The sequence below is a fragment of the Saccharococcus sp. Marseille-Q5394 genome (assembly GCF_946901335.1).
GTDB lineage: Bacteria > Bacillota > Bacilli > Bacillales_A > Planococcaceae > Sporosarcina > Sporosarcina luteola_C.
The window spans coordinates 917,970-940,868 of sequence record NZ_CAMPPQ010000002.1; the positions used below are offsets into that span (position 1 = coordinate 917,970).

A 22,899-nucleotide genomic window follows, 5' to 3' on the forward strand; every position below is an offset into this window, starting at 1 on the left:
CGCGTCCATGCTGTTAACCATGGGCGCAGTTGCTTTTCAACATACCGGTTAGGTGGTATGATAAGTCGTACAATTGCAATTGGGGAGGAAATCAAATGACGAAATTTACGACAGAAGACGTACATTACTTCGCGAACTTTGCGAAAATCGCCTTTTCGGATCAAGAAGCGGAAGTGTTTTCAGAAATCATTTCCGATCTTGTGGAATTTGGAGATGCGTTGAAAGAAGTGGATACAGATAATATAGAGCCGATGACTCATCCGTTGCAGATGTTCAATGTGCTTCGGGAAGACGTCCCGCAAGATGTACTTGATCGCGACGAAATGTTGGCAAGCGTAAAAGAGCATGAAGACGGAATGATCAAAGTTCCGAATATCCTGTGATAACGGTTTTTAGGAGGAAGTAACATGACGTTAATGAAAAAGACGGCAGCAGAACTTCAAGCACTTTTACATAACCGGGAAGTCTCTGTCAAAGAAGTTACCGAAGATTCATTCAAGCAGATTGCAGCGCTGGATGGTCAAGTGAAAGCATTCCTGGCGTTGACGGAAGAAGAGGCGCTAGCGAAAGCGGAAGCATTGGACAACTCATCGCAAGAAAGCCGCGGCCCGCTTTTCGGATTGCCAATCGGCATAAAAGACAATATCGTTACAAAAGGAACAGTGACAACGTGTGCAAGCAAGATGCTTGAGAATTTCGTACCTGTCTATAACGCTACAGCCGTAGAAAAAGTGAACGAAGCGGGCATGGTCAGTGTCGGTAAATTGAATATGGACGAGTTTGCCATGGGTTCCACAACTGAACGTTCAGCATTCCAGACAACGCATAATCCATGGAATTTGGACTGCGTGCCTGGCGGTTCTTCAGGTGGTTCTGCAGCTGCTGTTGCAGCGGGCGAGGTGCCATTTTCACTCGGTACGGATACTGGTGGATCGGTTCGACAGCCAGCTGCGTTATGCGGAGTCGTCGGGATGAAACCGACATACGGAAGAGTGTCGCGAAACGGTCTAATCGCATTTGCTTCCTCTTTGGATCAAATCGGTCCGATCACTCGGACTGTCGAAGACAATGCACTGTTATTGAACGCCATTTCAGGTGTCGATCATAGAGATTCCTCATCTTCACCACAGCAAGTGCCTGATTTCAAATCCGCTTTGACTGGAGATATTAAAGGCTTGCGCATCGCCGTTCCAAAGGAATATTTAGGTGAAGGCATCGCAGATGATGTAAAAGATAAGGTCCGCGCATCGTTGAAAGTGCTTGAATCGCTTGGCGCATCTATCGAAGAAGTGACGCTTCCGCATTCCAAATATGCGTCGCCGACTTACTACGCGATTGCAACAGCAGAAGCTTCTTCCAACCTCGCGAGATTCGACGGAATTCGTTACGGATACCGCTCAGAGAATGCTGGAAATCTGGAAGAGGTCTATACACGTTCACGTGCGGAAGGGTTCGGAACAGAAGTGAAAAAACGAATCCTCTACGGCACATATGCACTAAGTGCAGATCATCATGAAGAGTTGTACGTTAAAGCGATGAAAGTCCGTACGCTGATCGCTCAAGATTTTGCATCCGTATTTGAAAATCACGATGTCATCGTCGGACCAACAAGTGCAACAACTGCATACGAAATCGGCGGCGTCGCGCAAAACCAATTGACATTGTACGCCAACGACATTTTGACAGTGTCTGTTAACTTAGCTGGTATTCCGGCCATTTCAATTCCGTGCGGTTTTTCGAATGGATTGCCAGTCGGTCTCCAAATCATCGGGAAGCATTTCGATGAAGCGCTCATTTATAGAGTGGCGCACGCATTCGAACAAACGACTGATTTCCATAAAAGCACTCCATCTTTAGGGGAGGGTACTAACTAATGAACTTTGAAACGATTGTTGGACTTGAAGTCCACGTTGAATTAAAAACCGATACGAAAATCTTTTCACCGGCACCATCCCATTACGGTGCAGAGCCGAATATGAACATCCATGTGTACGACTTGGCATACCCGGGAACATTGCCTACGTTGAACAAACGTGCGGTGGACTTCGGAATGAAAGCTTCACTCGCATTGAACTGTGAAGTGGCAAAGGTCATGAACTTTGACCGTAAGCACTATTTCTATCCGGATAACCCGAGCGCCTATCAAACTTCGCAAGACAAGCGTCCAGTTGGCCAAAACGGCTGGATTGAAATTGAAGTCGAAGGCAAAAAGAAGAAAATCCGCATCGAACGCGTTCATCTTGAAGAGGATGCAGGAAAATTGACGCACTCCGACAACGGCTACTCACTCGTCGACTTGAACCGACAAGGCACACCGTTAATCGAAATCGTCACGGAAGCGGATATCCGCTCTCCAGAAGAGGCATATGCATTCCTCGAGAAGCTGAAAGCAATCATCCAATATACAGGCGTTTCGGACGTCCGTATGGAGGAAGGCTCGCTTCGTTGTGACGCCAATATTTCACTGCGCCCGTTCGGACAAGAGGAATTCGGAACGAAAACCGAATTGAAAAACTTGAACTCCTTTAACTTCGTCCGCAGAGGAATTGCGAATGAAGTCGAGCGCCAGGAGAAAATCCTTCTGTCAGGCGGAAAAATCCAGCAAGAAACACGCCGTTACGACGAAGCAACGGGTCAAACTGTGCTTATGCGTATAAAAGGCAGCGCGAACGATTACCGTTTCATCAACGACCCGGACTTGCCGGAAATCCATATCGACCAAGAGTGGGTCGACCGGGTACGTGCCGAGATTCCGGAGTTGCCAGATGCTCGTAAAGCAAGGTATGTCAATGAGCTCGACCTGCCGGAATATGACGCGCATGTGTTGACGTTGACGAAAGAGATGTCCGATTTCTTCGACGCAACTGTTGAAGCGGGAGCTGATGCGAAACTTGCGTCCAACTGGCTGATGGGTGAAGTGTCTGCATATTTGAATGCTGAACAGAAAGAGCTTCATGACACAGCACTCACGCCGGAAGGCCTATCCAGCATGATTAAATTGATCGCGGATGGAACAATTTCATCCAAAATCGCTAAGAAAGTGTTCAAAGAATTGATCGAAAACGGTGGGAATGCCGCTGACATCGTCAAAGAGAAAGGCCTCGTCCAAATTTCCGACGAAGGCACACTCCGCACAATCGTGACGGAAATTCTCGATGCGAATGAACAATCGATTGAGGACTTCAAAAACGGCAAGGACCGAGCAGTCGGCTTCCTCGTTGGACAAGTCATGAAAGCGACAAAGGGACAAGCAAACCCGCCATTGGTGAATAAAATTCTCCTTGAGGAAATCAACAAGCGATAAGTCCGAAATTGAATCGTCCTATACGGGTCTTGCGAAAGTCTCCGTATAGGGCGTTTTTTGATTGTGTAAATGTAAAGTTGCACCGGCATCCTATTTGATTCGAGCAGCGAATAGGCTTACACTTAAGAAAAAGGAAGGTGTCGGAATGAAAACTGAAAAGCAATACTTCGAAGAAGCGATTTCACTTGCAGATTACATGGATCGCATGGACAAACATAAAGAAAACAGCTTCGGTATTTATGAAAAATTCGATGTTCCTCAAGACGATGCATTTATTGAAATAGCAAAAACGGAAAAGCCCAATATACTAGTAATAACGGAAGATTGGTGCGGGGACGCAATGATGAACAATCCGATCCTGCGCCGTATTGCAGAAGCTGCTGACCTGGATGTACGTGTGGTCTATCGCGATGAAGACACGGATTTAATTGACAGGCATCTAACAAATGGCGGCCGCTCAATTCCAATCTATTTGCTGCTTGATAAAGAAGGAGAAGTACTGGCGAAGTGGGGACCACGAGCAACGTCCATCCAAGAGGATGTAATGGAGCGCCGCAAACAGCTTCCGGCAAAAGAGGCGCCGGATTTTGATGAAAAACAGCGGGAATTCATTTCTGAATTGATGAAGCAATATACGACCCAGCCAGAATTATGGCTTACCGTCTACGAAGATATCCGCAAAACGTTCATGCCCGCATTACAGCAGACGAAATAATACTGCAGTGGGAACTTTTTGGCAGGACCGATAGTCCAAGTAAGCGATTGTTTGCTGGATTATTGACGACTGCAAGCGTTGCATTTTGTATGAATTGAGAGGGAACATGTATGAAGCGTGCAAGAATCATTTATAACCCGACAGCAGGACGTGAAATATTCCGGAGGCACCTGGCCGAAGTATTGGAAAAGCTAGAAGTGGCCGGCTATGAAACATCCGTACATGCGACTACGGCGGAAGGAGACGCAACCATTGCTGCCAAAAATGCCGTGGAGAGGGGCTTTGACGTCATTATCGCATCAGGCGGAGATGGTACGTTGAACGAAGTCGTCGCCGGGGTATCTCCCTTTGAAAAACGGCCGACGATCGGGCTTATTCCGACCGGTACGACGAACGACTTTGCGAGGGCCATTCGAATTCCGAGGGATATTGACGAAGCCATCGACATCATCGTCCGCGGAGAGACAATTCCGGTGGACGTCGGCCTCATGAACAATCGTCATTTCATCAACATCGCAGGCGGCGGGCGTATGACAGAGCTGACATATGAAGTACCAAGCAAGCTTAAGACGGTACTCGGCCAGCTTGCCTATTATTTAAAAGGGATTGAAATGCTCCCTTCCATCCATTCGAGTAATGTGAAAATCGAGTATGATGATGAAGTGTTTGAAGGGGAAGTGATGCTCTTTCTCGTCGGTTTGACCAACTCCGTCGGTGGGCTGGAGAAATTGGCGCCGAATTCAAGCATCAATGACGGTAAATTCACGTTATTAGTATTGAAAAAATGTAATATGGCCGAATTCATCAGGATTGTCACACTAGCATTGCGCGGTGAGCATTTGGATGATCCGCTCGTCATTTCCGCAAAGCCTTCGAAAGTTACAATTACATCGTCCGAAGAAGTGCTGCTCAACTTGGATGGGGAATACGGCGGAACCCTTCCTGCCACCTTTGAAAACCGATATCGCCATATTGAAATGTTCGCCCCGCTCGACCAATTGCGTGAGCAGGATCGAATTGATAATGAACTTGAAAATGAAGAAGCTGCATTGGATTGAACATCCATGCAGCTTTTATTTTTTGTGGTTATTTACATAAGGGCTCCATTAATTCGCCTCAAATTATAAACTCGAGTGCTTTATCCTGACTTGCAGCTAACTCGGGCAACTCATTCACCGGAATCCAGCGGCAATGGAAGATCATGCCGTTGTCTTTACCGGTACTGTTGACGCAAGTGTCCCATTCCGATTCATCCTCGCCGATATAGGTGAGATGAAAGATATTCCGCTCATGGATGACATTCGGACGGTTTTCAGGAAAATAATTCTCCTTATTCACTTTGCCATTTAACTGCAACTGCTCACGCCGAATGCCGGTTTCTTCCTCGATCTCGCGGTAGAGCGCATCTAAGAGCAATTCATCCTCTTCAATCGTTCCGCCCGGCACTTGCCAACCTGCTTCCGGATTATCCTTATGCTCGAACACAAGGAGCTTCCGTTCTGCATTGTCATCCTTCGTAATGTAAGCCAGCACTTTTCTTTTAATTTCCATTGTGTTCACCTCTCTTTAATCTCTCCATTATACACAAGATTCCAAATACTCTCAAGAGCAATACGTCAGTTGAAAACATTTCACAATTCATGTGACAATCCTGTTATTTCAACCGTAAATAGGGAAAAGTAATGAACAGTTATCTTATGATAATAAAGAGGAATTCAACGGACGGAGGGATCCCGTGTATAAGAAACAAGAGAAGTGGCTCATGTGGCTTGTCTTTGCAGTGGCGGGAATCATGTTGCTATCAATTGTCGGTAGAATTTTCGGAAGTTGAAGGAGGGGAAATAGATGGGAAATGAAGAAGCCGTTTTTTATTCGCGTGTCCTAACAGAACTTACATTATCATTCCATATTATTTACGCGACAATCGGCGTCGGTGTCCCACTCATGATCATGATTGCGCAATGGGTGGGCATCAAGAAAAACGATGAACATTATATATTGCTTGCCAGACGGTGGGCGCGAGGTTTTATCATTACCGTGGCTGTCGGGGTTGTTACAGGAACCGCCATCGGTCTGCAATTATCGTTGCTTTGGCCGAATTTCATGGAGTTCGCGGGAAATGTCATAGCGCTTCCGTTATTCATGGAAACGTTCGCTTTCTTTTTTGAAGCCATCTTCCTCGGGATTTATTTATACACATGGGATCGATTCGAGAATCAGAAAAAGCATTTGCTTTTATTAGTTCCAGTTGCAATCGGCGCTTCGTTTTCTGCCGTTTTCATCACAATGGTGAATGCATTCATGAATGCGCCTCGAGGATTTGACATCGTGGACGGAGAAATCGTCAATATCAATCCGATCATTGCGATGTTCAACCCGGCGATGCCGACGAAAGTGGCGCATGTCGTCATAACGGCGTACATGACTGCGGCATTCGTGCTGGCTGCGATTGCGGCATTCCGTTTATTGAGAGGCTCCGACCATGTTTATCATAAGAAAGCACTGTATTTAACAATGAAACTAGGGTTTGTATTTTCAATCGCAACTGCATTGATCGGGGATTTCTCCGGTAAGTATTTAGCCGAGTACCAACCCGAAAAACTTGCTGCGGCAGAGTGGCATTTTGAAACGCAGGAAAACGCTCCGCTCATCTTATTTGGTGTGTTGAAAGATGGGGAAGTGAAGTATGCCATTAACATTCCGTTCGGGCTTTCCATGCTTGCATTTAATAATCCTAACGCGGAAGTAATCGGTCTGGATCAATTCCCTGAGGATGAAATACCACCGCTCTATATCCACTATTTATTCAACATTATGGTATTCATCGGCATGTGGATGACAATCCTATCTGCATTATATTGGATCGGTATCAACCGTGGCTGGAAACGCGTATCGACAAAATGGTTCCGCTGGCTTATTGTCCTCGGAGCACCGCTTACAATGATCGCCATCGAATCTGGTTGGTGGCTTGCGGAAGTCGGACGGCAGCCGTGGATACTTCGGAAGATTATGCGAGTCGAGGATGCCGCAACGACAAGCGGGCAAGTAGACCTCATGCTGATGCTGTTTGCATTACTGTATCTCGTCCTCGGGATTGGAAGCGTCGTCGTCCTGAGACGGATGTTCAACAAAAACCCAGTCGAACGCGAATTGGAAGATCGTCATAAGGAAAAAGGCGGTGATGTACAATGAACTTGGAGATTTTAGGGGTTTCAGTTCTTTGGACATTCCTCTTCGGTTATATTCTCGTAGGCGCCATTGATTTCGGAGCTGGCTTTTTCAATGCATACAGCTTGCTGACCGGTAAACAGCGTATTTTGACGAAAGTCATCCAGCGGTATTTATCTCCTGTATGGGAAGTGACGAACGTTTTTCTCGTCTTCTTCTTCGTAGGGATCATCGGGTTCTTCCCGAAAACAGCTTTCTATTACGGAACGACGCTTTTGGTTCCTGTCAGCTTTGGCATCATCCTGCTAGCAATCCGCGGCTCGTATTATGCTTTCGAGACATACGGCGCAAGGGGCCATAAAGGCTATTCATTCATGTATGGTCTGGCGGGTATATTGATTCCCGCGTCGCTGTCAATCGTCCTGACCATTTCAGAAGGCGGCTTCATCGAAATTGTCGATGGAAATCCGGTGCTCGATTACTGGGTCTTATTCACAAGTCCATTGACATGGTCAATTGTCGTCTTGAGCATTGCAGCGACGCTATACATTTCGGCAGTGTTCCTGACATGGTATGCGCATAAAGCCGGCGACGTGGAAGCGACCAATTTGCTGCGGAAATATGCGCTCATCTGGTCATTGCCGACGATCATTACTGCAGGGGGCATCATATTCGAGCTTCGTAAACATAATCTCGAGCATTACAACAACATCCAAACGTTTTGGCCAATGTTCCTCATCTCGTTCCTATTGTTTGCAGGAACGGTTTGGCTGCTTTGGAAGCGCCACAATTACGGGTGGGCATTCATTTTGCTCATGGGCCAATTTATCTTTGCGTTTTTCGGATATGGTGCGTCGCACTATCCGTACTTGTTGTACCCGTATTTGACGATTTACGACAGTTTCACGAATCCTGCGATGGCAATCTCGCTCATTATCGCGTTCATCCTAGGACTGGGACTCTTGATCCCTTCGCTTGTATTGCTCATGCGACTGTTCCTGTTCAATAAAGGATACGTCCGTGGGAAGAAGGATTTCCATGTGTAAAGGGGGCTTATGGGCATGACTGATTTCATTATTTTCTATGCACCTTTTATCATCTTGATTGCAGCCATCGTCGTCGCGTTTCTCATCGCGCCGCTAGATGGTTCGGTAACGGATAAAGAGGAGTAACGTGGAAAACAGACGTCACTGACGTCTGTTTTTTACATCTTGAATACTTATCGATCATTTCCGGGAAGTTATCGATCACTTTCACAAGTTTATCGATCATTCCCAGGTCCTTATCGATCACATTCACAATTTTATCGGTCACTTCCGAAGAGTTATCGTCATTTTAGGACTCTTGACTCATCTGCAGTTAGTGAAATACCTGCCGCTTTGCATGCCTGCCAACATTCGCTTTTGTGATAAACTAAGTACATACGAAATTTGGAGGAAATATCATGTCTTTTATTGTGAATCAAAATGATCGTCTCTCTGTCTATGTGGAGGATTTGACGCATGACGGATCGGGCGTTGCAAAAGTGGAAGGCTACCCGCTTTTTATACCTGGCGCACTGCCTGGCGAGGAAGTAGAAGTCAAAGTAGGGAAGACACTGAAGAATTATGGATTCGCGCGCCTGTTGAATGTGACAAAGGCTTCTAAGGATCGCGTGGAACCGCCATGCCATGTGTTCTGGGAATGCGGCGGCTGCCAGCTGCAACATCTATCATACGAAGGCCAGCTCATCCAAAAGCAAAAACAGGTCCGCGACGTTATCGACCGCATCGCGAAGTTGCCGCACGTACCTGTCCACCCAGTCAAAGGGATGGAAGACCCTTGGCGCTATCGCAATAAATCCCAGATCCCCTGCAGCGAACGGGATGGCAAAGTCGTATCCGGCTTTTACCGGTCACGCTCCCATCATATCGTCGACACGGACGTCTGTATTATCCAAAGCGAAGAGGCAGATGAACTGATGTCCACGCTGAAGCACGAAATGCATGCACTTGGACTCGAAGCGTATAACGAAAAGACCCATCGCGGCATGCTTCGGCATCTGATCGTCCGGAAAGGGAAGGCGACAGGTGAAATCATGGTCGTCCTCGTGACGTTGAAGAAAAAATTTCCACAGAAAGACGCCGTTGTCGAACTCATTAAACGGGTTGTGCCGGAAGTGACGTCGATCATGCAAAACGTCAATGGAGAGAAGACGAACGTCATCTTCGGAAATGAAACGCTCCCTCTCTACGGCAAGTCGTTCATCATCGACAAGATCGGCGACATCGAGTTTGAAATATCGGCACGCTCTTTCTATCAAGTGAACCCCGCCCAAACCGAAGTGCTGTACAAGCAAGCACTCGACTACGCGCAACTGACAGGCGACGAAATGGTTATCGACGCATACTGCGGAATTGGCACCATTTCACTGTTCCTCGCACAGAAAGCGAAGGAAGTGTACGGAGTGGAAATCGTCCCGCAAGCGATTGAAGACGCCAAACGCAACGCCGAATTGAATGGCATGACGAACGCCCATTTCGAAGCGGGCGCAGCGGAAAACGTCATCCCAAGATGGTACGCAGAAGGCAAACGGTTCGATGTACTAGTCGTCGACCCACCACGCAAAGGATGCGATGAGAAGCTATTGCAGACAATCTTGGAATACAAACCGAAGCGTGTCGTCTACGTATCATGCAACCCAGGCACACTGGCCCGCGACTTGCGGATCTTAGAAGACGGCGGCTACAGGACAAAAGAAGTCCAACCCGTCGACATGTTCCCCCAAAGCAGCCACGTCGAATCCGTCGCCTGGCTGGAAATTTAAACGGTGCCTGTGCATCACCCATTTATGACAATTCAATAATTCGCATATCTATTCATAAGGTAGGCAACCAAAGCTTGACATGGTTGCCTACCTTTTTAATTATATACAATTGTAGTGTATTGTCTGAATTGTGTTGGTGCCTGTGTAAGGTGCATTTATGACTATTCACTATGAGGAATATAAATTCAGTAAATATCCAGTAACCCATTGATGAATTCAACTTTGTGAATTTACATATTCAATTGTAGTGCATAATCAGAATAGTTTGCTGCACAGGCACCACCGAAAAGCGCACCTCGAATAGAACCTCGAAAGAATTGAACGTTTGTAAATAGATTCTTGAAAGAAGGGAAAATTGAATGAGAGAGAGATAATCGATTGCTGTATATATCGCACAATTCGGAATGTGTAAAGTGAATTTACAAAACCTTTACAAGAATACCTAAGTAAATTTACAAACTTCCATTATTATTTACAAAGAGCCAATAAATCATGTTGGAGGTACATATATGAAAATCATGAGGGATGCACTAAAAGGATTATTCGTTATCTCCATAACAGTCGTACTAGCTGCATGCGGCAACAATGCTGAAGGAGATAGCAACTCGTCAAAAGACGGTTCAACGACAATTGCTATTTCAGGGTCTACTTCGGTAGGGCCTTTAGCTGAGAAATTGGCATTTACCTATGAGGAGAGCAATGATGTCAAAATAGAGATCAACCAGATTGGATCATCGGCTGGCATAACAAATGCGATCAATGGAGTTTCTGAAATCGGTATGTCTTCCCGTGATTTGAAACAGGAAGAGGTCGATAGCGGTTTGAATGAAATTGTTATTGCTTACGATGGCATTGTCGTCGTCACTCATCCGTCGAATAAAGTGAAAGATCTCACGATTGAGCAAGTGAAGAAAATATTCACCGGTGAGGTAACGAACTGGAAAGAGCTCGGCGGCGGTGACATGGAAATTGTCGTCGTTTCTCGCGAGGATGGCTCCGGATCCCGTGATGCATTTCAGGAAATCGTTGACTACTCATCAGGTGAGTTAGTGAGAAGCGCCATTATCGCAAGTGGAAACGGAAATATTAAAACGACAGTTGCAATGAATAAGCATGCGGTAGGTTTTATTTCCTTCGAATATGTGGATGAGTCCATTTCAACCGTTGACATTAATGGAGTGGAAGCGACAGCGGAAAATGTTCTGAAACAAACATATAAACTATCACGTCCGTTCTTGTTCGTCGCCAAAGAAGGAAGTCTAACCGATGCAGGACAACGATTCATTGATTTCATTTTAAGTCCAGAAGGACAAGATGTAGTTGTTGAAACTGGGGCTATCCCGGTTAACTGATTACGTCTATCACCAATAGTGATCTCGGAGGGATGCAGCTATGACAAGCCCGCCTATTGAAAAACAAAACATAGGTAACGGTAAATCAAATAGAAGGAAATATATGTTGGAAAGTTTATCATCAAAGCTTTTCTTATTCTGTGCACTTTTATCAGTTCTAAGTTTGCTGTTAATCGTAGGATTTGTATTTTATCGAGGCTCCCATCCGTTCATTGCAGAGGGGTACAGCTTTTTCGACTTCATCTTCGGAGTGGATTGGGTGCCAAGTGAGGATAAATTCGGGATATTCCCAATGATCGTCGCTTCTATTTATGCGACAATCGGGGCGCTGCTTATCGGGGTACCGATTGGTTTATTCACAGCGATCTTCCTTTCAGAAATCGCGCCGAAACGGTTTGCTAAAATCATATCGCCAGCCGTGCAGTTACTTGCCGGGATTCCATCTGTTCTGTATGGTGTTTTTGGACTTGCGATTATCGTGCCGTTTTTGCAGAACAATTTAGGATTAGTGAAAGGGCAAAGCTTATTGGCTGTCATTATCGTATTAGCGATCATGATGCTTCCTACAATTGTGACGGTTGCTGAAACGGCGATCCGCGCTGTTCCAAAAACATATCGGGAAGGTTCTTTGGCACTCGGTGCTTCTGAAATCGGCACGATATTTAAAGTGGTTGTACCTGCAGCCAAGTCCGGTATTATGGCAGCCATCGTTTTAGGCTTAGGGAGAGCGATTGGTGAAACGATGGCGGTCATTTTGATAGCAGGAAACAGTTTGATCACGCCTACAAGTCTGACTGACAGTGTCCGCCCATTAACGACTAATATCGCTTTGGAAATGGGTTATGCGGCAGGCGTACATCAGGAAATGTTATTTGCGACAGGTATCGTGTTGTTCTCCTTTATCTTGATTTTAAATTTTGTTTTGGCAAAAATCAGCGCAAGGGGTGCTCACTAAAATGAGGATGTTTAAGGATAATGTATTGCGCGGGCTTCTATGGTTTTCGGCTTTCGTCACGGTTGGTATTCTTTTGCTGATTGTAGGATTCATCTTTTATAAAGGATTCCGACTCATCAATTTCGAATTCATCTTTGGCGACTATTCACCGACAGGCGGCGGTGGCATTTGGCCAATGATCGTTACAACCGTGTATACAATCGTCATTTCACTTGTTATTGCAACACCGATCGGAGTTTTAGCGGCAGTCTATCTTCAAGAATACGCTAAACAAGGCAGGCTTGTTAAAACGATCCGTTTTGCTACAGAAAGCTTAACAGGGATTCCATCAATCATCTATGGATTATTCGGTGCCGTATTCTTTGTTACGACGTTAAAGCTTGGCATGTCGATCATCGCGGCGTCATTGACGTTGACGATTATTGTATTGCCTGTCGTCATACGAACGACAGAAGAAGCATTGAAAACGGTCCCTCAAACGTACCGTGAAGGCTCTTTGGCTTTAGGTACAACTAAACTTCAAACACTAATGAAAGTCATCTTGCCAAGTTCAATGCCTGGAATCCTATCAGGGATCATCCTTTCCATGGGGCGGATTGTCGGCGAGTCGGCTGCGATATTTTTAACCGCTGGAACTGTGGCGGCTATGCCTGCAAGCATCTTCTCTTCCGCGAGGACACTGACGGTTCACTCCTATTTAGTTACACAGGAGGCGGGGGATATAGAACTGGCAGCCGCGATCGGAATCGTATTAATCGTCATCATCTTGATATTGAACTTCTCAGCTACGTTCATATCCAAGAAACTAAATAAAGCAGATTATTGATGTTGCTAGAAGTAAAGGAGGAAATGTAGCGCTTATGAAGCAGTCAGAGAAAACGGCAAAAATCAGTGTAAAAGATTTGAGTCTTTTTTACGGAGATAAACAGGCACTGTTTAATGTTTCGTTAGATATTGATGAAAAGAAAGTGACAGCGTTAATCGGACCATCCGGTTGTGGAAAGTCCACTTTTCTACGTACGCTCAACAGGATGAATGATCTAATCGATGGGGTGAAAATCACCGGGGATATTGTAATCGACAATGAAGATATTTATAAATCCAATGATGTCATTAAATTACGTACAGTAGTCGGAATGGTATTCCAAAAACCTAATTTATTCCCAATGAGCATTTATGATAATGTCGCTTACGGACCTCGGGCGCAAGGCATTAAAAATAAGAAAGAATTGAACAAGATTGTTGAAGAGAGCCTCCGTGGTGCTGCGATTTGGGATGAAGTGAAAGACCGTCTCAAGTCATCGGCACTCGGTCTATCAGGCGGTCAACAGCAAAGGGTTTGTATTGCCCGTGCAATTGCGATGAAGCCAGACGTTATTCTAATGGATGAGCCTACATCGGCACTTGACCCGATTTCTACATTAAAAGTTGAAGAGTTGATTGCACAATTAAAAAAGGAATATACAATTGTAATCGTAACTCACAATATGCAACAGGCTGCACGGGTATCAGACAAAACAGCTTTCTTCCTTAGTGGAGAAATTGTTGAATATGATGCAACAAATAACGTGTTTTCAAATCCGAAAGACCAAAGAACAGAGGATTATGTAACTGGCCGTTTTGGTTAATTAGCCAAGGCGAAACTGATTATAATCAAGGGGTGACTTTCATGAACGCAAGGAAGAACTTTGACAAGAACTTGCAAGAATTACAAAACAAAATGTTGGAGATGAACAAACTTACCATATCCGCATTTGAGAAAGCGTTCACTGCGTTTAAGACACAAGATATTGAATTGGCATTGCGAGTCATCGATGAAGACACAGCCATTGATAATCTTGACCAGGAAATCAACCAATTTGCTGTATGGCTTATTGCAAAAGAGCAACCTTTTGCAACAGATCTACGAAGAATCATCGCATCACTAAAAATCACTTCTGATATCGAACGTATTGCCGATTTTGCTGTAAACATTGCAAAAGCGACTGCTAAAATCGGAAAGACCGAATCACTGATGAACATTACAAAGCTTGAGCAAATGAATGAGACATCCCTTAAAATGCTGAATATGGCCGTGTCCGCATTCATCGATGGGAACATGGCTCTTGCTAAAGAAGTCGCCGCTCTAGACGATCAAGTCGACAATGCCTATGCAGAAACATATAAGAGCATTACTGAATACTTACGCCAACACCCGGAAGAAACAACACAGCTCGTCCAATTACTGTTCATCAATCGCTTTCTTGAACGAACAGCCGACCACATAACAAACATTGCCGAAAGCGCTGCATATTTAATAAAAGGTCAGATTTATGATTTGAATCAATAACTAATTACATAAGGTGGAATCCTTCATAGCGTAAGGATTCCACCTTATTTTTTTATTAGTTTGCACTATATTCATTATTTTGAGAAGATAAGAATAAAAGGGGAATGTGGTGGAGGGGTATGATGACATCAGTAACGGATAGATTAACGGAATCGGTCTTACTAGAGATATTGGAGAATGCATTTCAGTGGTTTGTTGTCGTTGATAGAGAAGCGAACATTTTATATATCAATGAAGAATACTGTAAGTTCCTAGAAACGACTCGTGAAAAAGCAATCGGAATGCCAGTAGAAGAAGTCATTGAAAACTCTCGGATGCATGAAGTTGTACAGACAGGTGAGGTGCATATCGCATCGCCGCATTTTATAAAAGGAACCTATATGTTAGCGAACCGTGTCCCATTGGAGGTTGACGGAGAAATTGTAGGGGCTTTCGGAAGTGTCATGTTTAGAGATTTAAACGATTGGAATAATTTGAGCTCCCATGTGAGAACGACAATGGAAAAAATTAAGGTAGGTCATGCAACAGAAAATACGATTTTCCAACTGCAGGATATCCTTGGATCTTCTGATTCGATCAGATCGGTTAAAGAAACGATTCAGATGATTGCTCCAAGTGATTTACCTGTATTGATTCAAGGAGAAAGTGGAACAGGTAAGGAAATGTTTGCGCAGAGTATTCATTACCTCTCGAATCGCTCTGACAAGCCTTTTGTGAAGGTGAATTGTGCGGCAATACCCGTAGATTTTCTGGAACTTGAGCTTTTTGGAAGTGTTGGATCTACCGAACATAGCCAAAGAAAAGGGAGATTCCATCAAGCTGAAGGCGGTACTTTGTTCTTGGATGATTTAGGCGACATGCCACTACCGCTGCAAGTTGAATTATTGCGGGTGCTCCAAGAAGGAACGATTGAGCCGATCGGGTCACAAAAAGCAATTAAAGTAAATGTCCGAATCATCGCTGCTGTAAATCAACCATTGAAAACCTTAATGGAATCCGGGAAATTCCGCGAGGATCTCTATTATCGGATTCATGCAATTACGTTGCAAATTCCACCGCTTCGTCAGCGAATGGATGACTTCGAGGAAATCACAAGTCACTTTTTTCACGGAACAATTGCCAAAGTGGGAAAGCGTAATCTATCGATAGCAGCAGAGACAATGCAATATTTAAAAGAATATAGTTGGCCAGGGAATGTGAGAGAATTGTATAACGTAATTCAAGCAGCAGTCTATTTAACAAATGGAGATGTGGTACTGCCTAGTGCCCTGCCTCAAGAAGTCCGGCTCAAGTCCCTATACTATACGAGCAATACACAAACTCTGCAGCAAGCTGTTGAACAATTGGAGATGAATATCATATCTGAAACCCTTCAGGCATTTCCTAGTAGGAGAGAAGCTGCAAAGTTATTAGGCTTAAGTAAAAGTACGTTTTATGAAAAGTTGAAAAAATATAACTTTTGACCTAATTTCCGAAAATACGGACACTAGTACGGAAATCCGGACGTAAAGAAAAGCCAGTATCATATAGTGGAAAGCGTTATCAATTAACAGTCCGAATTCCTGGACTGTTTTTTCTCTTTATCTAGTAAGATGCCCAGAAATAAAGGTTTGCAAGTTTTCATAAGATTTGATTAAATGAATTGAAAGCGCTTTCTCTCTACATAAATTGGAGGTGGTTCCAAGGGGGACGAGCTATAGAATCGGTTGATGGGAGAGTAACTTTAGGTTTATTAAAAAGGGGGAGGAATTACTTTGAAAAAATCAAGCGCAATTTTTCTAGTGGGCTTTATGGTGTTATTTACAATTTTAGCTGGATGTAGTCCGCAGGTAAAAGAAACAGGTTCCACCAGTACTAGTGATCCAGTAGATTCTAAAGGTCAGGATACTTTTAACATTGGATTAGCTATTTCTATGTCAGGTGGAACAGCTCTATTTGGTGAAGGAGTAAAAAGAGGTGTAGACCTAGCTGTTAAGGAGTTTAACGATGCTGGCGGTTTTGAAGGGCAACAAGCGAATTTAGTTCTATACGATGATGAAGCTAAACCAGAAAAGTCAATCGAGATTGTTCAAAAGTTAATCAATCAAGATAACATTGTAGCCCTAGTTGGACCTGCGAACTCGGGGAATGCCATGGCACATATTCCATTTGTTCAAGAGGCGAAAATTCCTGAAGTCGTACCAGTAGCTACAGGGACAAAAATCACACAAGAATATAAAGATGCTGATAAAAACTATATTTTCCGTGTGGCTCCTCTTGATGGGGTTCAAGTGTCCGCTATTTTAAAAGAGCTGATCGATAAACAAGGACTTACGAAACTTGGTGTTATCCATGATACAGAGGGATACGGGCAAGGTGGCCGGGAAGATATTCTTAAACAAATGAAGGAAAACTACAATATGGAACCAACTGTCATTTCAGCTTTTGATCCAAAGGAATTAAATCTCGAGCCTTCTATTCGTGAAATGAATAATGCAGGGGTGGAGGCAGTCGTCTTCTACGGGCTTGCTCCACAGTCAGCAAAGTTACTGGAAGCTCGATTCAACGAAGGGTTAGATGCCCCTATCTACGCGACTTGGGCTACAGGTGATCCTACTGTATTAAATCTTGTTGGTGATCTTGTGAAAGATGATTTGTATTTTGTACAGTCCTATACGATTGATCAAAATGAAGTAGCAAAAAAATTCCATCAAAAAGTAGTGGACACATATGGAGAAGACGTGTTCCCTATTGCTACGGCACAAGGATATGACAGTGCAAAACTTATCTTAGATGCAATAAAAAAGGTTGGCTTGGATAGTGAGAAAATTCGTGATCAAATTGAATCCTTCACGGATTTTGAAGGTGTAACAGCCATTAAATCAACACCTTTTACAAAGGAAAACCATGAAGCATTTGGTATTGATGAAGTATTCATTGCCACATATAACGACGATTTACAAATTATTTCAGCAGAATAATCGAGTTATTTAACTATATTCATCAAATGTTTTTTGTGCCGAAAGCGCAGCGCACAGGAAACAAATACGCCAAGGCGCATTTGTTCTGGTGTAAAGGGGAGTCCATACGAAGATTTCCCTTTTCACCTTTGCTGTTTTCTGTAGCAAATTACAAGGGGGACGTTTGCTTTGGATTTAACAGATGTATTAAAAGCCATTATTAATGGGTTAGTGTATGGAAGTGTTTATGCGATCATCGCCCAAGGCTACTATATTACTTTTATTACAACTAAAACGATGAACTTTGGTCAAGGTGACTTTGTCATGCTTGGTTCACTTATTGGATTATCTACCTTTACGGCAATAACAGCAGCAGGCATGGGTGTTTGGATTGCCTTTATAGCATCCTTGCTATTGGTAATCATCGTAGTGGGTATTTCCGGTTGGGCATTGGAACAAGTCGCTATCCGACCGTTACGAAGTTGGCATTCCATTGGTTGGATATTAAGTACTGTGGCCGTTGCCATGATCGTGAGAAACGTAGCTATGCTTATATGGGGAAGAGATGTTTTGATGGCCCCATCTCCATTTGGACGCGCTATTTTAGATTTAGGTATATTGAAAATCCGTTATCATGAAATATTTGTACTAGTTGGCGCCGCAGTTATCATGTTACTATTATACGTTTTCTTAAAGAAATCGTTATTCGGAAAGGCGCTTGAAGCGGTTGCCTTTAATAAGGATGCTGCTTCACTAATGGGCATTAATCCACGGTTAATGGCTTCCATTGCTTTTATCATTGCAGGTACCTTAGCAGGAGTAGGTGGCGTTTTAGTCGGGCCTATGGTACATCCAGGTGCATTTATTGGTCTTTTCCTTGGATTGAAAGCATTTGCGGTTGCAATTATTGGCGGTATCGAAAATCCACGGGGCATTTTTATCGGAGGACTTTTACTAGGTGTATCAGAAAATCTCTTTGCTCTATATAGTACATCCATGAAAGAAGCTGCTGCGTTCTTTTTAATTCTTGTCATTTTAGCAGTCCTTCCTCAAGGGTTATTTGGAAAACGAGTAAAGGAGAAGTTTTAAATGACAAAAGCAAAATGGTGGATTTATCAAATTGGTATCCCGCTCGTCCTCCTATATGCATTTCCTTGGGTTTTTAACAATGCTCATACGATCCATGTAGCCCAGTCATTTTTAATTACTTACATTGTCATCGTCGGGTTAAATCTACTTGTAGGTCTCTCCAAGCAGCTATCCTTGGGGCATGTTGGGTTCTATGCGATCGGAGCATATTTATCTGTAATCCTTACCATGAAAGTAGGATTGAATTTCTTCGTAAGTGTTATTATCGCTGCATTAGTTGCTGCTTTATTTGGCGCCGTGGTAGCTCTTTTGTCGTTACGAGCGAAAGGTCCTTATTTGGCAATGGTAACAATTGCATTTGGAGAATTGGTTGGTATTATAGCCAACCGCTGGGTAGATGTCACTGGCGGTCCTGCAGGAGTTCGAACCTCACAACCATCCATATTCGGTTTTGAACTTGGTCCAATTGAGTATATGTGGTTTATTGGGCTCTTGGCTATAGTCATTACAGCAGGCGCAACAAATATCTTTAGAGGTCGTTATGGTCGGACCATGACTGCTTTTGGAAATAGTGAAGTTGCTTCAGAGGTGCTAGGGATTAATGTTCGAGGTTGGAAAATTTTGGCCTTTTCAATTTCCGCTTTTTTAGCAGGATTCGGTGGAGGGCTCTTCGCTTTTCAAAATCAGTTTATAAGTAGTACCACTTTTGAATTGAATTTATCAATTCTGTTCCTTATCGCGGTTATTATCGGAGGATCAGGAACAAAGATAGGTCCTATTATAGGTACAGCGATTATCGTTGGGTTACCGCAATTCCTACACAACTTTGTAGATTATCATTTAATGATTTTTGGTGGAATATTATTAGTCGCACTAATCCTTTTACCAGATGGTATCGTAGGTGCCTTCACCAATCTTTCGTTCTTTAAAAAGCTTTCTAGTAAGAAAGTTACTACTGAGTTAGGAATCTTACATGATGATCGGGAGGCAACAATCGATTTACCTGACGGGATTAATGGAAAGCTTTTGGAGCTTGAAAATATTTCAATGCATTTTGGTGGAATAAAAGCTATCGACGATGTTGAAATCGAGGTTTGGGGTGGAATTGTTCACGGAATTATTGGCCCGAACGGTTCAGGTAAAAGTACGACAGTTAACGTCCTAAGTGGAGTCTATATGCCGACTGGCGGGAACCTACTTTGGAAAGGGAAGAACATTACAAAATATGCTCCTCATGGAATAGCGCAAGAAGGGATTACGAGAACGTTCCAAAACCTGCAGTTGTTTGAAGACATGAGCGTTTTACAGAACGTTATGGTTGGTTTTCATCTTCATTTCAAAACAGGATTCCTGAAAAACGTATTATATCTAGGTCAGGTATCTGATGAAGAGCGTTATTATGCACAAAAAGCCTATGATCTATTACGAATTGTTGGCTTAGAAGAAAAAGCCCATGAAAAAGCATCTGACTTGCCGTATGGGGAACAGCGATTAGTTGAAATAGCTAGGGGGTTAGCTTTAAAACCTTCTTTACTTATTTTAGATGAACCGGCAGCAGGGGCCAGCCCAAAAGAAATTGAAAAAATCATGGATGTCATCCAACGTCTGAAGAATGCAGGATTGTCTATTATATTGGTTGAGCATCATATGGATATCGTTATGAATATTTGTGATTATATTACAGTATTAGATTTCGGCAAGAAAATTTGTGAGGGAACTCCTGAAACTATTCAAAACGATCCAAGAGTAATTGAGGCCTATCTTGGTGGGGAAGAGGTGAACCAGCTTGTTGCAGGTACAAAATCTATCAGTTAGTTATGGTCGGGCATCCGCTTTACACAATGTGACAATGGAAGTGAATGAGGGTGAAATTGTTGCTGTTATTGGTCCTAATGGGGCCGGTAAAACTACGCTATTGAAAGCGATAACGGGGTTGCTGAAGGCGAAGGAGGGTACGATTCGCTATAGAGATAACGTGATTACAGGTACACCTGCTCATAAAATTTTAGGGGTTGGGATATCCCATGTCCCTCAAGGCCGTCAAGTCTTTGGTGATCAGTCGGTAGAGGATAATCTGATTTTAGGTGCATTTTCGATTAAAAAAGAAAAACAAAAAATTGAAGAGCTTATAGAAAGAGAATACGAAAGATTTCCGAGACTAAAGGAGAGAAGATGGCAGCATGCGGGTACATTAAGCGGTGGAGAGCAACAAATGCTAGCAGTATCCAGAGCGCTTATGTCTGATCCTGATTTTGTTATTCTTGATGAGCCATCCATGGGTTTATCACCTATATTTGTAAAACAGATATTCGACACGCTACTAGAGTTGAAGAAATCTGGCAAGACGGTAATGGTCGTCGAGCAATTAGCCATGGCTGCTTTAGCTATATCTGACCGGGCTTATGTTTTACAAGTAGGTGAGGTGAAGTTACACGGACAATCACGAGATTTATTAAGGGATGACGGTCTGGTAAAAACGTATTTAGGTGCAGCTTCACCGAATTAACAGATATGTAAAATACGCTGTTATGTATTTCGATTACCGGAAGACAGTTTAACCTTTGGAGCGTTATAGGTACATCTCGTAAGCGCCCTGTATTTTGTGTGGGGAGGAATTCACATGGTAGAAGGAAAAGTTTTATTTATAACAGGAGCTGCACAAGGGATCGGCTTTGAAGTTGCCCAAGAGTTTTCTAAAGCAGGCGCTAAAGTTGTACTTTCAGATATTAATGGGGAAAAAGTGAAGGATGCTGCCCAAAGACTGAGTGGAGATGCGATTGGTATTAAGTGTGATGTCACGTCCGAAGCAGATCTGGAAAAGGCGATCAATGAAGCAATTACTTATTATGGAAGAATTGATATTCTCATTAATAATGCTGGGATGCAGCATGTTGCGATGCTCGAGGATTTTCCGACGGAGCGATTTGAATTGCTTGTGAAGATTATGCTGACAGCTCCATTTATCGCAACGAAACTCGTATTGCCGCATATGAGGGAGAATGGATTTGGACGTATCTTGAATATGGCTTCCATTAATGGACTTGTCGGCTTTGCGGGAAAAGCTGCGTATAACTCAGCCAAGCATGGTGTAATCGGGTTGACGAAAGTCGCGGCTCTCGAAACGGCAGCGGATGGGATTACGGTAAACGCAATCTGTCCTGGCTATGTTGACACGCCATTAGTGCGCAATCAGTTCCAAGATTTAGCGACGACACGCAATGTTCCACTCGAATCCGTACTGGAGGAAATCATTTATCCATTAGTGCCTCAGAAGCGGCTGTTAGATGTTAAGGAAGTTGCCGATTTAGCACTGTTCCTTTCGAGCGATGCAGCGAAAGGCATGACAGGTCAAGCGGTCGTGCTGGACGGCGGATATACGGTGCATTAACGAGTAACCTAGCAATTTGGAGGGTTACTTCACTTCTGACTGTAGACAAACACAAGAGATTTTGGTGTTTGCCTATAGTCTTTTTTCTATTAAAATAGTGTTGAAACTAAACAAAGTTGATTTCCGCTGCGGTCGGACGCTTTCCGCGGGCACGGCTTCAGCCAATCGAACAACGTAGGGTTCGATTTGCCGTATTTCTGCGTTCCTTGCAGAAATTAAGGCAGCATCCACATCCTGCTCGCAACGCTTCGCTTGTGCTCGCAAAAGCCGTTCTTCGTAACGGCTTTCGCAGGAGTCGCCGACCTCCACTCCAATCAACGGTGTCTTTTATAAAATAAATGAGGTAATGGATATGCATATGATGACGAAAAATCAAATCAATGAAGGTGAACAGTTGGAAATGCTGACTATAGAGCAGTTAGTTCCACAAGACCATCTGGTTCGTAAATTGGATGCTGCGATTGATTTCTCCTTATCTATCCATTAGTCGAATAAGCTGGCCAGCTGGACATGGAGAATGCCAATCATGGCGTAACATGAACCAAAATCGGAAAAAATCCAAGACACTTTTCTGTCAACACTCTGAAGTAACCTCTCAATGTAGAGAGGTTACTATTTAGGTCATCTATAGGAACTTAATCGGCAATTAACTAATTTGGCCACAAACAAAATGGCAGGGGAAATATAAATGGATGTCCGATTTTCGCTAACACCGAACCGTTGAGTTATTAATTGATTGGACAATTGTTTGTATGAGGTTTTCAACCATATATGGTTTATATTTGATGTATTTATTGATTGTAAGTAGCTTCGTTGATTGGAGTGGAAGGCGGCGACTCCTGCGGGACAAGCGT

The 22,899-nt window shown here is 43.6% G+C and carries 22 protein-coding genes; 21 read left to right on the forward strand and 1 reads right to left on the reverse strand.

Going from position 1 to position 22,899, the window contains the following annotated elements; genetic code table 11:
• Positions 1-95 precede the first annotated feature (95 nt).
• The 5 genes from gatC (at position 96) to OC538_RS15220 (ending at position 5,077) form a co-directional block, all read left to right on the forward strand.
• The gene (gene gatC / locus OC538_RS15200) at positions 96-383 is read left to right on the forward strand and encodes an Asp-tRNA(Asn)/Glu-tRNA(Gln) amidotransferase subunit GatC (RefSeq protein ID WP_251696603.1); all 288 of its coding nucleotides are present in this window, start codon (positions 96-98) and stop codon (positions 381-383) included.
• A gap of 24 nt (positions 384-407) precedes the next feature.
• Positions 408-1,874: an Asp-tRNA(Asn)/Glu-tRNA(Gln) amidotransferase subunit GatA gene (gene gatA, locus OC538_RS15205; protein ID WP_262177053.1), complete on the forward strand. Its 1,467-nt coding sequence runs from the start codon at positions 408-410 to the stop codon at positions 1,872-1,874.
• Complete coding sequence (gatB, locus tag OC538_RS15210) at positions 1,874-3,304, forward strand: Asp-tRNA(Asn)/Glu-tRNA(Gln) amidotransferase subunit GatB (RefSeq protein ID WP_251696599.1); 1,431 nt, start codon at positions 1,874-1,876, stop codon at positions 3,302-3,304. Before gatA ends, gatB begins: the two co-directional genes overlap by 1 nt.
• A 145-nt stretch (positions 3,305-3,449) precedes the next feature.
• A complete protein-coding gene (locus tag OC538_RS15215) occupies positions 3,450-4,019 on the forward strand; it encodes a thioredoxin family protein (RefSeq protein ID WP_262177824.1) in 570 nt (189 codons plus the stop codon).
• A 110-nt stretch (positions 4,020-4,129) separates the two neighbouring features.
• A complete protein-coding gene (locus OC538_RS15220; RefSeq protein WP_251696596.1) occupies positions 4,130-5,077 on the forward strand; it encodes a diacylglycerol kinase in 948 nt (315 codons plus the stop codon).
• 58 nt (positions 5,078-5,135) lie between these two features.
• Here OC538_RS15220 and OC538_RS15225 read toward each other — a convergent pair whose 3' ends face one another.
• A complete protein-coding gene (locus OC538_RS15225; protein WP_262177057.1) occupies positions 5,136-5,570 on the reverse strand; it encodes an NUDIX hydrolase in 435 nt (144 codons plus the stop codon).
• A gap of 294 nt (positions 5,571-5,864) precedes the next feature.
• Between OC538_RS15225 and OC538_RS15230 the strand changes: the two genes are divergently transcribed.
• The 16 genes from OC538_RS15230 to OC538_RS15300 all read left to right on the forward strand — a co-directional run bounded on the left by OC538_RS15230 (position 5,865) and on the right by OC538_RS15300 (position 22,532).
• Complete coding sequence (locus tag OC538_RS15230; RefSeq protein WP_262177059.1) at positions 5,865-7,211, forward strand: cytochrome ubiquinol oxidase subunit I; 1,347 nt, start codon at positions 5,865-5,867, stop codon at positions 7,209-7,211.
• The gene (locus tag OC538_RS15235; RefSeq protein WP_262177061.1) at positions 7,208-8,233 is read left to right on the forward strand and encodes a cytochrome d ubiquinol oxidase subunit II; all 1,026 of its coding nucleotides are present in this window, start codon (positions 7,208-7,210) and stop codon (positions 8,231-8,233) included. Before OC538_RS15230 ends, OC538_RS15235 begins: the two co-directional genes overlap by 4 nt.
• A gap of 15 nt (positions 8,234-8,248) precedes the next feature.
• Entirely contained in the window at positions 8,249-8,359 is a 111-nt protein-coding gene (cydS, locus tag OC538_RS17995; protein WP_410055881.1) for a cytochrome bd oxidase small subunit CydS, read from the forward strand.
• Positions 8,360-8,631: 272 nt separating this feature from the next.
• Positions 8,632-9,993: a 23S rRNA (uracil(1939)-C(5))-methyltransferase RlmD gene (gene rlmD / locus OC538_RS15240; RefSeq protein ID WP_262177063.1), complete on the forward strand. Its 1,362-nt coding sequence runs from the start codon at positions 8,632-8,634 to the stop codon at positions 9,991-9,993.
• Positions 9,994-10,502: 509 nt separating this feature from the next.
• Positions 10,503-11,345 (forward strand): phosphate ABC transporter substrate-binding protein, encoded by an 843-nt coding sequence (locus tag OC538_RS15245; RefSeq protein ID WP_251696587.1) that lies wholly within the window; start codon positions 10,503-10,505, stop codon positions 11,343-11,345.
• A gap of 103 nt (positions 11,346-11,448) precedes the next feature.
• Positions 11,449-12,300 carry a phosphate ABC transporter permease subunit PstC gene (gene pstC / locus OC538_RS15250; RefSeq protein ID WP_251696585.1) on the forward strand — a complete coding sequence of 284 codons (852 nt, stop codon included), beginning with the start codon at positions 11,449-11,451 and terminating at the stop codon, positions 12,298-12,300.
• Position 12,301: 1 nt separating this feature from the next.
• Positions 12,302-13,126 (forward strand): phosphate ABC transporter permease PstA, encoded by an 825-nt coding sequence (pstA, locus tag OC538_RS15255; protein ID WP_251696583.1) that lies wholly within the window; start codon positions 12,302-12,304, stop codon positions 13,124-13,126.
• A 34-nt stretch (positions 13,127-13,160) separates the two neighbouring features.
• Complete coding sequence (gene pstB / locus OC538_RS15260; RefSeq protein ID WP_262177066.1) at positions 13,161-13,928, forward strand: phosphate ABC transporter ATP-binding protein PstB; 768 nt, start codon at positions 13,161-13,163, stop codon at positions 13,926-13,928.
• A gap of 41 nt (positions 13,929-13,969) precedes the next feature.
• The gene (gene phoU, locus OC538_RS15265; protein WP_251696579.1) at positions 13,970-14,629 is read left to right on the forward strand and encodes a phosphate signaling complex protein PhoU; all 660 of its coding nucleotides are present in this window, start codon (positions 13,970-13,972) and stop codon (positions 14,627-14,629) included.
• Between the two features lie 122 nt (positions 14,630-14,751).
• Entirely contained in the window at positions 14,752-16,092 is a 1,341-nt protein-coding gene (locus OC538_RS15270; RefSeq protein ID WP_262177068.1) for a sigma-54 interaction domain-containing protein, read from the forward strand.
• A gap of 291 nt (positions 16,093-16,383) precedes the next feature.
• Positions 16,384-17,589: an ABC transporter substrate-binding protein gene (locus OC538_RS15275; RefSeq protein ID WP_262177070.1), complete on the forward strand. Its 1,206-nt coding sequence runs from the start codon at positions 16,384-16,386 to the stop codon at positions 17,587-17,589.
• Positions 17,590-17,757: 168 nt separating this feature from the next.
• Entirely contained in the window at positions 17,758-18,657 is a 900-nt protein-coding gene (locus OC538_RS15280; protein ID WP_262177072.1) for a branched-chain amino acid ABC transporter permease, read from the forward strand.
• Entirely contained in the window at positions 18,658-20,472 is a 1,815-nt protein-coding gene (locus tag OC538_RS15285; RefSeq protein WP_262177073.1) for an ABC transporter permease subunit, read from the forward strand.
• Entirely contained in the window at positions 20,444-21,163 is a 720-nt protein-coding gene (locus tag OC538_RS15290; RefSeq protein WP_262177075.1) for an ABC transporter ATP-binding protein, read from the forward strand. Before OC538_RS15285 ends, OC538_RS15290 begins: the two co-directional genes overlap by 29 nt.
• A gap of 114 nt (positions 21,164-21,277) precedes the next feature.
• Positions 21,278-22,045 (forward strand): 3-hydroxybutyrate dehydrogenase, encoded by a 768-nt coding sequence (locus OC538_RS15295; protein ID WP_251696567.1) that lies wholly within the window; start codon positions 21,278-21,280, stop codon positions 22,043-22,045.
• A gap of 361 nt (positions 22,046-22,406) precedes the next feature.
• Entirely contained in the window at positions 22,407-22,532 is a 126-nt protein-coding gene (locus OC538_RS15300) for a hypothetical protein (RefSeq protein ID WP_262177869.1), read from the forward strand.
• Positions 22,533-22,899 lie beyond the last annotated feature (367 nt).

Coding starts and splice junctions, on each gene's coding strand:
- gatC (WP_251696603.1), top strand. CDS start 96: ATGACGAAATTTACGACAGAAGACGTACATTACTTCGCGAACTTTGCG.
- gatA (WP_262177053.1), top strand. CDS start 408: ATGACGTTAATGAAAAAGACGGCAGCAGAACTTCAAGCACTTTTACAT.
- gatB (WP_251696599.1), top strand. CDS start 1,874: ATGAACTTTGAAACGATTGTTGGACTTGAAGTCCACGTTGAATTAAAA.
- OC538_RS15215 (WP_262177824.1), top strand. CDS start 3,450: ATGAAAACTGAAAAGCAATACTTCGAAGAAGCGATTTCACTTGCAGAT.
- OC538_RS15220 (WP_251696596.1), top strand. CDS start 4,130: ATGAAGCGTGCAAGAATCATTTATAACCCGACAGCAGGACGTGAAATA.
- OC538_RS15225 (WP_262177057.1), bottom strand. CDS start 5,570: ATGGAAATTAAAAGAAAAGTGCTGGCTTACATTACGAAGGATGACAAT.
- OC538_RS15230 (WP_262177059.1), top strand. CDS start 5,865: ATGGGAAATGAAGAAGCCGTTTTTTATTCGCGTGTCCTAACAGAACTT.
- OC538_RS15235 (WP_262177061.1), top strand. CDS start 7,208: ATGAACTTGGAGATTTTAGGGGTTTCAGTTCTTTGGACATTCCTCTTC.
- cydS (WP_410055881.1), top strand. CDS start 8,249: ATGACTGATTTCATTATTTTCTATGCACCTTTTATCATCTTGATTGCA.
- rlmD (WP_262177063.1), top strand. CDS start 8,632: ATGTCTTTTATTGTGAATCAAAATGATCGTCTCTCTGTCTATGTGGAG.
- OC538_RS15245 (WP_251696587.1), top strand. CDS start 10,503: ATGAAAATCATGAGGGATGCACTAAAAGGATTATTCGTTATCTCCATA.
- pstC (WP_251696585.1), top strand. CDS start 11,449: ATGTTGGAAAGTTTATCATCAAAGCTTTTCTTATTCTGTGCACTTTTA.
- pstA (WP_251696583.1), top strand. CDS start 12,302: ATGAGGATGTTTAAGGATAATGTATTGCGCGGGCTTCTATGGTTTTCG.
- pstB (WP_262177066.1), top strand. CDS start 13,161: ATGAAGCAGTCAGAGAAAACGGCAAAAATCAGTGTAAAAGATTTGAGT.
- phoU (WP_251696579.1), top strand. CDS start 13,970: ATGAACGCAAGGAAGAACTTTGACAAGAACTTGCAAGAATTACAAAAC.
- OC538_RS15270 (WP_262177068.1), top strand. CDS start 14,752: ATGACATCAGTAACGGATAGATTAACGGAATCGGTCTTACTAGAGATA.
- OC538_RS15285 (WP_262177073.1), top strand. CDS start 18,658: ATGACAAAAGCAAAATGGTGGATTTATCAAATTGGTATCCCGCTCGTC.
- OC538_RS15295 (WP_251696567.1), top strand. CDS start 21,278: ATGGTAGAAGGAAAAGTTTTATTTATAACAGGAGCTGCACAAGGGATC.
- OC538_RS15300 (WP_262177869.1), top strand. CDS start 22,407: ATGACGAAAAATCAAATCAATGAAGGTGAACAGTTGGAAATGCTGACT.